The organism is Pseudomonas sp. EpS/L25, from assembly GCF_001512295.1.
Lineage (GTDB): Bacteria > Pseudomonadota > Gammaproteobacteria > Pseudomonadales > Pseudomonadaceae > Chryseomonas.
The window spans coordinates 1586465-1600476 of record NZ_LNUP01000002.1 but is presented as its reverse complement, the minus strand read 5'-3'; the positions used below and the strand labels follow the sequence as shown (position 1 = coordinate 1600476).

Annotated in this window: 7 protein-coding genes; 4 read left to right on the top strand and 3 right to left on the bottom strand. The window is 67.7% G+C overall.

What is annotated here, in order from left to right:
- The first annotated feature begins 97 nt into the window (after window positions 1-97).
- The 3 genes from AR540_RS08325 to AR540_RS08315 all read left to right on the top strand — a co-directional run bounded on the left by AR540_RS08325 (window position 98) and on the right by AR540_RS08315 (window position 4938).
- Complete coding sequence (locus tag AR540_RS08325) at window positions 98-1360, top strand: serine hydrolase domain-containing protein (RefSeq protein WP_059227764.1); 1263 nt, start codon at window positions 98-100, stop codon at window positions 1358-1360.
- Window positions 1361-1923: 563 nt separating this feature from the next.
- Entirely contained in the window at window positions 1924-3096 is a 1173-nt protein-coding gene (locus AR540_RS08320; protein WP_059227762.1) for an MFS transporter, read from the top strand.
- A gap of 573 nt (window positions 3097-3669) precedes the next feature.
- Window positions 3670-4938, top strand: coding sequence for an efflux transporter outer membrane subunit (locus AR540_RS08315; RefSeq protein WP_236712017.1), 1269 nt, complete (start codon window positions 3670-3672; stop codon window positions 4936-4938).
- Window positions 4939-5927: 989 nt separating this feature from the next.
- On the opposite strand, the gene AR540_RS08300 is transcribed toward AR540_RS08315, so the two are convergent.
- Complete coding sequence (locus AR540_RS08300; protein WP_059227758.1) at window positions 5928-8375, bottom strand: YbcC family protein; 2448 nt, start codon at window positions 8373-8375, stop codon at window positions 5928-5930.
- Window positions 8376-8422: 47 nt separating this feature from the next.
- The gene (locus tag AR540_RS08295; RefSeq protein WP_059227756.1) at window positions 8423-9898 is read right to left on the bottom strand and encodes an NADH-quinone oxidoreductase subunit L; all 1476 of its coding nucleotides are present in this window, start codon (window positions 9896-9898) and stop codon (window positions 8423-8425) included.
- A gap of 103 nt (window positions 9899-10001) precedes the next feature.
- Here AR540_RS08295 and AR540_RS08290 point away from each other — a divergent pair, with 103 nt between their 5' ends.
- Complete coding sequence (locus AR540_RS08290; RefSeq protein WP_059227753.1) at window positions 10002-10934, top strand: LysR family transcriptional regulator; 933 nt, start codon at window positions 10002-10004, stop codon at window positions 10932-10934.
- Here AR540_RS08290 and AR540_RS08285 read toward each other — a convergent pair.
- Complete coding sequence (locus tag AR540_RS08285) at window positions 10931-13975, bottom strand: autotransporter domain-containing protein (protein WP_059228009.1); 3045 nt, start codon at window positions 13973-13975, stop codon at window positions 10931-10933. The genes AR540_RS08290 and AR540_RS08285 overlap by 4 nt on opposite strands.
- Window positions 13976-14012 lie beyond the last annotated feature (37 nt).

Here is a 14012-nt window from a genome sequence, read left to right as displayed (position 1 = left end):
GGACTTTCCATCGGAAAATATTTTATTGACTAAAATATTTTACAGAGCTAATCATTTTATAGCTGTTCGATGCAGGTCCATTTTCAGGAAAAGTCAGATGACCCAGATCCTCGACCGCTCCCTGGTTTCCCAAATCCTGGAAGTCAGCGAGATGTACGACCAACAAGAACGGGAGCCCTCGCTGATGCAGGGTTTCCCTGCAGAGCCGGAACGGCGCGTGACCTGGGCCAACTGGATGTCGCCGCCCTTCAACCGCTGGGGCTTCCGCAATCTGGCGCGCCTGCGCCCCACCATCGAGGTCGCCGCCGGGTCGCGTACCGGCGCGGTGCTGGAACAGGCGCCGCTAGCCTTGGAAGAACTGAGGTTCGAGAGCACCTGTGGCCGTACCGTCAGCACCCTTGACCACCTGCGAGCCAGCAAGACCGACGGCTTCCTGGTGTTGCACAGGGGGCGCGTGGTGTACGAGCGCTACTTCAACGGCCAGGCCGCCGGTGACCGCCACATCATGTTCTCGGTCACCAAGTCCTTGATCGGAGTACTGGGCGAGCAGCTGGTCCAGCAGGGCATGCTCGATCCCCAGGCGCCGACGCGGCACTACGTGCCGGAACTGGCCGGCAGCGCCTTTGGCGACGCCACCGTGCGCCAGCTCTTCGACATGGCGGTCGGCGTGCACTACAGCGAGGTCTACGACGACCCCACCTCGGAAAGCTCCCAGTACGGCTATGCCTGCGGCTTCAAGCCGGCACCGCCCGACTACGCGCGCTATGAATCGCTGTACCAGTACCTGCCGTCGCTGCGCAAACGCTGCGAGCACGGCGGCCTCTTTCACTACGTGACGGCTACCACCGAGGTACTGGCCTGGGTGATGGAACGCGCCAGCGGCGTAGCCTGCGCCGAGCAGTTACAGGCGGTGTGGCAGCAACTGGGCTGCGAACGCGATGGCTACTTCCTGGCCGATCCCTGGGGCCGCAGTGTCGCCGGAGCCGGCTTCAGCGCCACGCTGCGCGACCTGGGCCGCTTCGGCCTGATGCTGGCCCACGGCGGTCAGGTCGAGGGTCGCCAGGTCATCGATCGGGCAGCGATCGAGGCCATCGCGGCCGGCGCGGACCCGGCCCTCTACGCTGCCTGCAAGGACTTCTCCGAGTGGACGCCGGGCGCCTCCTACCGCAGCCAGTGGTACGTCTTCAACGATCACAGCCCGGCCATCATGGCCAGTGGCATTCATGGCCAGTACCTGTTCGTCGACGCCAAGGCCGACGTGGTGATCGTCAAGCAGTCCTCGCTGCCCGCTGCGGTCACCGCGCTGGACGCCGACACCGTGCGGCTGTTGCGGGCCATCACCGCCCATCTGCACGACTGATCCGATAACGACAAGATCCGAGAGCACCGCTGCGCCGGTGCTCCTGCCGGCGAAGGAAGGCTGACAAAACCTAGCGCGCGCCCGCCTGGCGGACGTGCAGCAGGCTCGTTAGTCGCTCCAGCCAGGTATTCGGTAGGCACCTTGGCCACCGCTCACTGCCCTGTAACAAAAAGATCAAACACAGGAGCTGCATATGCACATGTCCACGCGCGTTCTCGACGCGCTGCCCGCACCCGGGTGCCCGCTGACGGACCATCGGTTCGAACACGCCCATCTCGCGGGTACGCCTTCCGGCGCCACGCGCCACATCGCGAGCGACGGCATCCGACTTCGCCAGCAGGCACTGCCTCCCCCGCCCGGATTCCGCCTCCAATCCTCACACCGCCCGACTACCGCTCCGCTCGCCAGCGGTCCATCGCGGGACCATCGCGCGAGCGGCTGACCCATGCCGTCGACCAGGCCATCCCTCCTGGCCAGACATTCGCTTGATGGGCAGCCCCTGCCCTAGTCCTGAACTTCACTGAAGCGGTAGGCCCCCGTGGCCGAGCCGGCGGGTAACGACTATGAACATCGCCAATCAAAATCTGGTACGGGCCGCGTGCATCCTCATCGCTGCGGCCTCGATCCTCGTCATCGGCGTGCAACCGATCTTCATCGGACTGCTAACCGATCGCCTGGGCCTGACCCTGGCCCAGCAAAGCTGGGCCATGTCCGCCGAAATGTGCGGCTCCATCATCGGCACCCTGTTGTACCTACCGATGATCCGCTATCTCGGTCCACGCGCCATTACCCTGAGCAGCGCCCTGTTGCTGCTAGTCGCCAATGCCGCGACCGCCAGCGTCACCCAGCTCGACCCGTTGCTGGTGCTGCGCGGCCTCTCGGGCCTCAGCTCGGGCATCCTGTATTCCTACGCCGTCTATTGGCTGGGCAGCATGAGCGGGCAGGATCGCTCCTTCGGCATCCTGTTGCTCGTGCAGAATGCGCTGTTCTCCAGTAACGCGGTGATTCTGCCGATGATGGCCGAGTGGCAGGGCTTCTCAGGGGCGATCTACTACCTGACGGCCTGGTTCGTGCTGGTTTGCTGCCTGTGCTTCTGCCTGCCGGCCAAGCACCGCGAGGAACGCCAGCCCCTCACCAACGAGCCGTGGCTGTCCGGGCTCTCGCTGGTCGGCGTCGGCTCGCTGCTCGGCATGCTGTTCATGCAACTGTCGATCTATTCGCTGTGGGGCTTCGTCGAAGGCATCGGCAGCGACGCGGGCGTGACGCCGGTGAACATCGGCTGGGCGATCAGCATCGGCCTGCTCGGCGGTCTGCCCGGTGCCGCCCTGCCCAGCGTGGCGGGTCGCCATCTGGGCCGCGTGCCGATGATCCTCACCGGTTCGCTGGCGGTGCTCGGGGCCATCTATATGCTGGCTATGCGCATCCACTCGGCCGCGGACCTGATGATCGCGGTATTCCTGATGAATTTCGGTTGGAACCTGGCCCTGTCCTACTACATGTCCTCGGTGGTGGCGAACGACCCAAGCGGCCGCTTGACCAAGCTGGTCGGCGTGGTGCAGGTCGCCTCAGCGGCCGCCGCCCCGACCTTGCTGAGCCTGCTCATCCAAGGCAACGACCGCCACAGCCTCTTCGTCCTGTCCTCGGGCGCCATCCTGCTGGGCTGCGGACTGGTGCTGAGCATGCTGGCCTGCGAGCGGCGTAAGGTGCATGGCAAGCCGTTGGACTATACGGTCTGAGAACGTAGGTCGCGCCTGGGCGTCCGTGCGCCAGGACGGCATACCGGCCGTGTTGCCTCGGCAGGTCCTGGTCGGTGCGCTGCCCGGCCGCGCGGCCAGTGGGCGTCGCGCCGGAACGAGCAGCGGCGATGGCGAGTCCAGTGTTTTCCATGGCCGCAGAAGGGTTTCGCGCTGGCTCGCTCGCCAACGAAGCATGGGGCACAACGGCGCGTCCGCCTCGGGGCCGGGCGCCTTAACAGTCTTTCACAAGAGACCTACAGTCCTTTACAGGCGGGAGCGCGCAGGGCGTCTACCATGGCGTTCTCCAGGAGGACAGCCGATGCATCGCTCGCCACCCGCCCCCTACCGCCCCTCGGGAAAACGCCCGGCCGCCCTCCTCGCGGCCGCAGCCACCAGACCCGTTCCGCGCGCATCCACACCGCTCGCCACACAGCGATTCGTCATGGTCGCGGGCACCCTCTTGGTTATCGGCAGCCTGCTCGCAGGCTGCTCCCTGGCCCCGCAACATCAACGCCCCTCCGCCCCCGTGCCGGAGCGCTACCCCGTCGTCAGCAGCTCCTGGAATGCCAGGCGTTGTTCGCCGACCCCCGCCTGCGCGCTCTGGTAGATCAGGCCCTGGGCGGCAACCGCGACCTGCGGCTGGCGGCCCTGGACATCCAGCAAGCGCGGACGCGCTATCGCATCAGCCGCGCTGATCTCGGCGTCGAGTTGAACGCCACGGCCAGCCGCACCCGCGAGCGAAGCCAGGCTGGCGCCGGCGCCTCGCCAGCCGGCGAGGCGCCGGCCGACGTGCGGATCACCGACCGCTACAGCGTCGGGCTCGGTACCAGCGCCTATGAGCTGGATCTGTTCGGCCGCCTGCGTGACCTTCGGCATGCCGCCCTCGACGACTATCTGGCACAACGGGAGACCCGCCTCGGCGTGGAACTGTCGCTGATAGCGGAAGTAGCCACCGCCTACCTGAATCAGCTCGCGCTGGACGAACGCCTGGCCTTGAGCCGCAGCGTCCTGGCGAGTCGCCAGCGGGCGCTCGCTCTCATCGCCCAACGACGGGAGGCCGGGGTGAGTTCTGCGCTGGATCTGGCCCAGGCCCACACCAGCGTGGAAATCGCCGCCGCCGACGTGGCCATCCTCGAACGGACCCGTGCCCAGGCGGATAACGGCCTACGCTTGCTGCTCGGTGGCGATCCGGCAAGGGAATTACCGCCACCCCTACCCCTCGCCCGCCAGGGTCTCGACCACGCGCTACCCGCGGGTCTGCCAGCCGAGTTGGTGGCTCGACGGCCCGACATTCGCGCCGCTGAATATCGCCTGCGCGCTGCCAACGCCAACATAGGGGCCGCGCGCGCCGCCTTCTTTCCGCGCATCACCCTGACCGCCACTGCCGGTTACGTCAGTTCCGACCTGACCGGCCTGTTCGAGGCAGGCAATCGGTCCTGGAGTTTCGTGCCTCAGTTGCAGGTGCCCCTCTTCGACGGCGGGCGCACCCGCGCCAACCTGGAGCTGGCGGAGGTACGCCGGGACCAGGACGTCGTGCGCTATGAAAGGAGCATCCAGCTCGCCTTCCGCGAGGTGGCCGATCAGCTGGTAGCCGAGGGCCCCCTGACTCGACAGCTCGCCGCCCAACAGCGTCTGCATGACGCCACCGCCCGCAGCCTGGAACTGGCGACGGATCTCTACGTGCGGGGGCTGGACAACTACCTGACGGTACTAGACAGCCAGCGCAGCCTCCATGCGGCGGACAACGCTCTGATCGAAACCCGTCTGCAGCTGATGATCTCCCGCGTGGAGCTGTTCCGCGCACTCGGCGGCGAGTGGCGACCGAGCGACGCGCGGACATGAAGGGAGCAACGCAGACCCTCGTGCAGAGGAAGGCGCCGCAGCGCACTCAGCTCGAGCCGAGCGCGGCCTGCCTCCCAAAGACCAGTGTCTCTGCTTCGACAAGGCGCTACCAACCTTCAAGGAGTTCGATATGGGCGACCTGACGGCTCGATATTATAAAACCAATACCATTGCCGCCCCGCATTGCTCGCGCCTGGGAAGTTCGTCGTGAAACACGCCATAAAGCACCTAGGCTTGGCGGCCATGGCAATGGGCCTGGCAGCCATATTCATCGGCTGGCTTATAGACCCCTCCCTCTCTCTCGGGAATGGAGTCAGACTAATTCTACTCAAGCATGACTTGCTGCAAACCGACTTCTTTCTTTGGGGCGCGATATTGTTCGCTGCCGGATTCAATGGCTATTCGCTCCACACCGATCCTTGATATGGATTTCAACCCCGTTGAAATTGGCTACCCCGCTAACTACCCCATGCGCCTGTTCGGCGCGTCCTGGTGTTGATCCTGACGTCCTCGTCGCCCCTGATAGCCCTGACCGACGTCGACGAGCCCGATGTAATCCGCATTGTCGTCTATCGCGGACCTGCCGCCTGCGATGGCTGCGCCGAAACGGTGAAAGACGCGACAGAGCGCCTCGGCAGGCATTAACACGTCGACCTCCTGGGCCCCAACGAATCGCTCGATGTCTCCACCCCGACGTTGGCGCGCTACTCCGCCCAGGTCCGACCCGGCGGCGGCCAATACCTCGGCCCTTGTAAGGGGGCCTGTCTCGCGGGATGTCGACAGCATCGGCCTGATCGATACCGCGCTGGATTCGAAGCGGGCGCATCCTGGCTCCAGGAGCAGGACATCCCGCCACAGCTGCGCCCCCGAGGCGATCCTTTCCGGGTCCTGTTCGACGTTCTGGACTCCTGAGCGTTCTGCAGCGCCCTTCGGGGCCGGAGCGGCGAAGGCCACCTGAAGAAATCAGGCGGACGCTCCCACCGTGGGCCTCAGCCCTGGGGCAAGGGCTGCCACCCGGCGCCGGTGCGGCATTCGAGACGCGCCGGCTTCCCATCCAGGCGCAGCAGTTGCAGCCAGCCGTTGCGCACCAGGTCGCGCACCACGGCGTGGTTCGCCAGCACCTGGTCGATCATGGCCCGCGGCGCCTCGATCACCACGTGCAGGCGCAGCGGGCGATGCAGCCACCGCTCGCCGTCGTGCACCGACTGGCGCGCCAGGCCGATGCGCAGGTCGCCACCGTTGCCCTCGAACACCCCGATATGGCCGCCCACCACGTTGTGCAGCAGTTTGTTGCCGCTGCCGAAGCGCAGGTTGTCGGTGGTCGAGGTGAAGTACTGCAGGTTGATCCAGTGCGCCACCACCATGGGGGCGGTCATGATGGCTTCCAGGACCTGGCCGTCCTCGTCCTGCGGCCAGTCGTAGTCGTGCAGGAAGGCGCGGCCCTGCAGGTCCACCCCGCGAGTGCGGGCACGAGGCGCGGCGATGAAGGCGGCATTGCCGGCCAGGCCCCACTCCGGCCGGGTCTGCGCCCAGTCGCGGGCACGCCGCCGCAGCCGACCGAGCAGTCTGGCCGGCTGCTCCTGGAGCGGCGCCAGGCCCAGCTTCGCGGCGCGCTCGCGGCGCACCGCGGCGCCGGCGCTGTCCAGCGCTGCGCGCAGGCGTTGCCAGATCGGCTGGAGCGTGGCGGGGAGCGCCTCATGATCGAAGACCTGCACCTCGTCGGTGGTGGTGTTGTGCAGCCCGGCGAGGACCTGGCAGTGCGGCGGCAGTTCGAGGCCGCGCGCGCGCAGGCCGGTGCGGACCTCGGCGTCATTGAGCAGGCCGGCCAGCAGCCGCGCATTGATCTCGCCACTCTGGCCGCAGCAGGCACCGCAGTCGAGCCCCGCCGCCTGCGGGTTGTTGGCGCTCTGGCTGCCATGGCCGAGTAGCACCAGCAGCGCCGGCACCGGCCCGCCGAGCCCCATGGCCTTGAGGATGCGCGCGGCCAGGTCGATCTTGCGTTCCAGCGCCATGGCCGGCAGCCGCGGGTGCAGTCGTTGCCATTCGTTGCGGCGCCAGGCGCTCTGGTCTGGCAGGCCCACGCCGCCGCTCAGCCCGTAGGTACGCCCCAGCAGCGCCCCGGCGTAGCCCAGACCGATACTCTCGACCAGGGTGAAGGTCGAGGCCGGCAGCCGCTCGAACAGGCGCCACCGGCCCTGACGCGCGAGGCGCTGCTGGCGCCGCTCGGCCAATTGCCGATCCTGATCGGCATCGCCACAGCTCTCGCTGACCTGCAATTGCGGCGCCAGCAGGCCGGGCAACTGCGGGCGCGTGGCGTTCGTACCCAGCGGGGTGTAGGCGATGGGCAGGCCGAAGAAGCCGGCGAAACCTCCGGTTTCCAGCTCGGGACAGGCCAGCTCCAGGGTGCGTCGCAGCGGTTCGGAGCGCACGTCGATGCAGAAGAACAGCTTGGCCAGCGGCGCCGCGGGCAAGGCGGCGGGGGTGCTCTGGCACAGGCTCCCTTGCAACTGCTCCTGCCAGGCCAGTTCCTCGGCACGCTGCCACAGCTGCAGCGCTTGCCAGCTGGCTGACGGGGGTTGCCGCCGCCGCGCCTGCCAGGCCGTACGCCAGCATTGCCAGCGGCTGTCGGCATCGCGCCGGCGATCGTCCACCAACCATTCCCAGGCCGCGCGTATGGCCAGCAGCTCCAGCAGCGTCTGGTCGTCCTCGCCCTGCAACCTGGCCTGCCAGCGCCGGTAGGCGCACCAGGACGCCCAGCCCAGGTTGCGCAGCAGCAGGCAGTCGAACCAGGGCGCCCAGTCCGCTTCCGGCAGGCCGAGATGCCGCACCGCGGCTTCCAGGGCCGCCTCGGGTTCCAGGGGCAGCGCGGCGATCCGCTGGTGCAGGTCGCGGCAGGCACTGAGGACGCTAATCCCCCGGTCCGCCAGCAGGCTCTCACGCCAGGCCCGGTACAGCCCGACGCTAGCGTCCGGCCGCCAGTCCGCCTGTTCGCGATCGAACCAGGCGGCGCAGCTCTGGCCGATCTGCTGGGTGATCAGCGCCGGCCAGCCCGGCAGCGGCAGGCCCGGCTCGGCCAGGTCTTCCAGCAGCGGCAGGACCAAAGCGGCTTCTTCTTGCGCATCCAGGGCCTGCAGGAGTTGCTCCGGCGTCCAGGCCCCGCCCTGCTCGGCCAGTGCTTGGCGCAGGTGGCGCCTGGCGATGGTGCCGTCCTGCCAGGCCTGGCGATAGTCGGCGGCGCCCAGGGTCAGGCGGCTGCCCGCCCGTTGCCAGAGCTGCGTGGCGACGTCTCGCCAGGGTTGCTCGCGTCTTTCCCACAGCGGGTTGACCGCGATCATGCTCTCCAGCGGCCAGGTCGGCGCGATGCGGGCACAGGCCTGGCGCGCGACGTCGTGCAGGGCCCGTTGTTCCAGGCTGGAAAGGGGTTCGAAGGCGGTCATGAGCGGTCTCCGAGGGATGCGATGAAGGGCTGCGGCGCACGCGCCGGTCACAGGCGGAAGGTCAGCCGGGTGAAGTGCTCGTCCAGGTGGAAGCCGGCGAAGGCCAGGGGATACAGGCGTCGCGCCAGGGCACCGCGAGGGCGGGCCAGGAGCACGGCCTGCAGCAGGTAGAGGCCGAGCAGCAGCGCGATGGCCAGGGCGGTCAGCGGTAGCGGTGCCTCCGCGAGGCTCTGGTCGAGCAGCCAGCCGGCCGCCTGGTGCCACAGCAGGTAGGCGCCCAGCAGCAGGCCGAACGTGAGCGGACCGGTGGCCCGCTGCCCGCCACCCAGGCACCAGGGCGCCAGGCCGATGGCGAGGATCGTCAGGGCGACCCAGGGCAGCCCCTGCCCCGGCAGCGCCCAGGTCCAGAGGCCCTCGAGCAGGAGCAGTGCCACGGCCGCCAGCAACAGCGCCCGCAGCAGCCCGCCCAACTCGGGCGCGGGCATTCGCGGCAGCAGTGCCTGCTGGCGGGCGTGGGCCACCGTCTCGCCCGCCGCCAGGAAGGCATGGGCCTTGTACAGCGAGTGGGCCAGCAGATGCGCCAGAGCCAGCTCGTACAGCCCCAGGCCACACTCCAGCAGCATCAGGCCCATCTGCGCGCAGGTCGACCAGGCCAGGCGCACCTTGATGCTGATGCGGGTCATCATTACCAGGGCCGCGAGCACCGCCGTCACCCCACCCACCAGCACCAGCAGACTCTGCGCCGGGACGCCGGCGGACAACAGCGGGGCGAAGCGCAGCAGCAGGAAGCCGCCCAGGTTGACCACCCCGGCATGCAGCAGCGCCGAGACCGGCGTCGGGGCTTCCATCACCTGGATCAGCCAGCCATGCACCGGCAACTGTGCCGACTTGAGGATCACCGCCAGGGCCAGCAGCAGTGCCGCCCCCTGCAGCTCCCAGCCGAGTCCAGCGCTGGCCTGCAGGCGGCCGTTCACGGCGTCGAGCATGGCGGCGAGCTGGCTGTCGCCGGTGGCCCGCACCAGCAGCAGGGTGGCCAGCAACAGGCTGGCATCGGCGAGGCGACTGGCAAGAAACTTCTTGTGGGCGGCCACCACCGCCTGGGGACGGTCACGGTAGAAGGTGAGCAACTGGTGCAGGGACAGGCTGGACAGGATCCAGGCTCCCACCAGCAGGAAGAGATCACCCGTGGTGACCACCGTGGCTACGGCGGCCAGGGTGGCGAGCAGCGCGAGTACATAGCGCCGCTGCCCCGGCTCGCCCTCCAGGTAGCGCTGGGAGTACTCGATGATCACCAGGGCCAGCAGGCTGATCAGCCCGGCCATGGCCAGGCCGAGGCGGTCGTGCGGCTGGTCGACGAAGACGGCCTGCAGCCAGGCGGCCAGGACCAGCACGACGCCGAGGTAACCGGCGACCCGGGCTGGCCACCAGAAGCGACGCGGTGAGGCGAGCAAGGCGACCGGCACCAGGGCCATGGCATAGGCCCAGGGCAACAGGGGGGCCAGGGGAAACAGCAGGCTGGACATCGTGCACGCTCCTTGAACACCAGATGACGCCAGTGTCGAAGAGCGCTTGAACTATGTGAAATAGATAGATATGAATCTAACGTTCACTTTAAAAGAACGAATCATGCGCCGACTGAATTTCCATCATCTGCATTACTTCTGGGCCGTGGCCAAGGAAGGCAACCTCACCCGCGCCGCCGAGGCGCTGCACGTCTCCCAGTCCGCCCTCTCCACCCAGATCCGCGTGCTGGAGGATCAGCTCGGCCATTCCCTGTTCATCCGCTCTGGGCGTAGCCTGCGGCTGACGGAGGCCGGACAGCTGGTGCTGGACTACGCCGAGACCATCTTCGCCCTCGGCAGCGAGCTGCAGAACACCCTGCACAACGCGCGCGAAGCGAATCAGACGCTACGCATCGGCGCCGTCGCCACCCTCTCGCGCAACTTCCAGGAAAACCTGCTGCGGCCGTTGCTCGGGCGTGACGACCTGGTGCTCGTGCTGGAATCCGGCAGCGTGGACGAACTGCTGGAACGCCTGGCGCTGCACAAGCTGGACGTGGTGCTGACCAACCAGGCGGTGAGCGCCGACAGCCAGCGCACCTGGCAATGTCGCCTGCTCCATCGCCAGCCGGTGTGCCTGATCGGCCCACCGCGCCAGGACAGCCGCCCCTTCGACCTGCACCGCGACCTGCAGCAGGCGCGGCTGATCGTGCCCGGGCGCAGCAGCGACGTGCGCAGTCAGTTCGAGGTCTATTGCACCGGCCACGGGCTGAGCCCACGGATCTGCGCCGAGGTCGACGACATGGCCATGCTGCGCCTGCTCGCCCGCGACTCCGGCGACCTGGCGCTGCTGCCGGCGGTGGTGGTGCAGGACGAGTTGCGCAGCGGCACCCTGCAACTCTATGCCGAGGTACCGGAGATCGCCGAGCGCTTCTATGCGGTCACCCTGCAGCGCCAGTTCCGGCTGGGCATCCTGGATGAATTGCTCGGCCAGCCAACGGCTCTGGCTGAATCCCCCGACCCCGCCGTTGCAGCGGGGTCGGGGGATTCAGTGCTCTAGAAGCGCCAGCTGAGGCGAGCGTTGAGATCCTGATCCTTGCTGCGACCGCTCAGTTGGCCATCGTAGCCCAGTCCCAGCGACACCCTCTCGGTCAACTGCATGTCCAGCGCGCCCTGTACCACCGCTGCTTCCCGCGCGATGGGCGCGCCCACCAGCTTGAAGTCCGGTCCGCCGGCGAAGGCCGCCTCGTGCTCGGGGGTGGTGTCGCCGAAGGCATGCCGCCAGCCGAGGGTGGCACTGGGGACCACCTTCCAGTCACCCAGCGGCTTGCTCGCCAGGCGCAGGCCGAGGGTGCTGAAGGTCACGTCGGTGTTCTGCCGGGGATTGTCCAGCTCCAGCGCCCCGCTGCGCTCGTGGAAGCCGTCAGTCTGCAGATGCACATGGGCCAGGTTGGCGAAGGGCGAAAGGCTCAGGCTGCCCGCGTCGATCCGGTAGGCCAGCTCGCCGAAGGCCTGGGTGGTACCGGCATCGTAGTCGGGCGCCAGGTGCTGGTTGGCACCCAGGATCGCCAGATCACGGCGTGCTTCCACCGAATGCCAGGTATGGGCCAGGCCAAGCTCGAGGCTCAGCGCATCCCACTGGTTACCGGCGTAGAGACCCAGGTGGTAGTCGGTGCTGGTGGCCGAGCCCGACTCGTCACGCAGGTCGAGATCGCTGTGGCCGAAGCCCACCAGGCCACCGGCACGCCAGCCGCTGTCCAGCGGGAGGTCGGCGCCGATCAGCAGGCCATGGCTATGGCTGTCCAGGCTGCTGGCGTCATGGCTGCCATCGTTGCGGCCCCAGGCGCCGAGGGCCTGGGTCCAGACCAGGCCGCGTTCGGGAGTACCGGCCAGGCCCTGGATACCGGAGCCGGACGGCGCTTCGTCCTGGGCGTCGTGCAGGCGCTCGGTCATGGCGTTGCGGACCAGGCGGCTGTCTTCCACCAGCGCGGTCTTGGTCGAGGCATGCAGTTCGTTGCCCAGGCTCTGGAAGGTGCCGCGGGCACCGGCAGCGTTGGTTGCGGCCACCTGGTTCCACAGCGCATTGCCGGCACCGGCGCTATCCAGCCCTGCCGCGGCGGCACGAGCGTTGCGGCCGCCGGCCAGGTCGGCGAAGGCCACGCCATTGCGCGGCAGGCTCAGGGTCGCCTGGTTGGCGCCGTAGCTCAGGGTCGGCGTGAGGAAGGCGAAGTCGGACTGGACCTGCCCGAAGCTGCCGCTCAGGCCGTTGCCCGCGCTCAGCAGTTGATAGCTGCCCAGCGGCTGCCAGTAGGAGCTGGAGACCAGCACCAGGGTAGCGCCGTTGACCGCGATGTTGCCGGAGGCGACCAGGCGGTCGGCGCGGCCGGTGGCATCGGTCTCGACCTGATAGATCGAGCCCTGGTCGAGAGTCACGTTGCCGTTGACGTTGAGCTGGCCCACCGAATTGCCGGGCGCGAGGATACCGCCCTGGGCCACACGCAGGCTGCCGAGGCTGCCGTTGCCGCCGAGGGTGGCACCCGAGTTGACGGTGACCGCCGAACTGCCGAGGTTGCCGTTGATGGCCAGGCGGCCCTGGTCGACGCTGGTGGTACCGGAGAAATCGCTGTTGCCGGTCAGGCTCAGGGAGCCGACCCCGGTCTTCACCAGACTGCCGTTGCCGTGCAGGTTGTTGGTCAGGCTGTCGTTGACCGACTGGTCCAGCACCAGGGTGGCGTTGTCGGTGATGTCGCCGCTACCGAAGGCCTGGGCATAACCGCGCAGGGTGCCGCCGTTGATGATCGTCCCGCCACTGTAGGTGTTGAAGCCACTGAGGATGAGTTCGCCACTGCCGTTCTTGGTCAGGCTGCCGCTGCCGCCGATGTCGTTGCGCCAGGCGTCGCGCGCGTTGAAGCCACCTTGGCTGGCATCCATGGTGACGCTGACGTTGCCGTTGAAGGCCGCGTAGCCATCGGCCGCGGCCATCAGGTTGAGGCGACCATAGCCGTTGGATTCGTCGATCACCACGTAGCCGGAGGACAGCTCGGTACTGGCCAGCACATCGCGACGCTGGCTGGCGCTCAGGTAGGGGAAGCGCGTCTCCAGCAACACCTCGGCATTGACCGGCACCACCGGCGCCAGGTTGGTCGGACCGACGGGGGCGAAGCCGTAGGTCATGCGGGCGGTATACAGCGCCTTGTCCTGGGCGTGCTGGGACTGCCGGTCGGTGGCCGGATCGATCTTGTCCATGCAGTTGTTGATGTCGCCGCCGCACTGCTGGGCGAAATAGGCCTGGGCCTGGGCGAAGGCATCGCTGCGTAGCTGGGCGTTGTTGACCAGGTTGTCGATGGCGAAATAGGTGGCGGTGATGCGCCCACCGATCACATCCAGCGGCGAATGCATGCCGGCGAGGATGCGGTTGTTGCCCAGGTCCGAAGCGCGGAAGAGTTCTTCGCTCAAGCGCTGGGGCACGGCGTAGCCGTAGCCGATGGCAGACAGGTAGGCGGCGTTGGTATGGCCACTGGGAAAGCCACCGTCGCTCTGCGGCGTGGTGCTGAGCGCTGGACGCAACGACAGCGGCACGATGTCCACGCTGGCCTGCCGCCAGGGGCGCGGGTACTGGTAGGCGTTCTTGGCCGGGGTGGTGGAGGCGTCGTTGCGGATCGCCTGGACCAGTTGCACCACCTTGCCCAGCTGCGAGTTGGCGTCGCCGGCGCCATTGCCGTTGTCGTTGTACTTGGTGGTCTGGGTGGAGGCATCGAACACCGGGATGGTGGTGAAGGCACCCGAGCCGGCCAGGTAGGCATTGGCCAGGGAGCCCAGGCCGCTGATCAGGCTGTAGCTCTGGTCGCGGCGATCGTCGTAATAGGCCGCTATTTCCTGGGCCTGGGTGCGGGTCTTCGACAGGTCGACCACGTACTGGATATTGCGCTGCAGGATGGGCGCCCCCAGCGCGGTAGGCGTGCCGGTGTTCCAGGTCGCGCCTGGCGTCCAGAGCTTGTTGTAGCCGGACAGCAGATCGACGCCATTGATGGCGTTGTTGCCCGAGCGACTGGCGGCCTGTACCGACACCGCCAACAGCGATGCCGTGAACACGGCCGTGATTACCGCGGGTTTATTGCCTGAACGTTTCACCGACGCT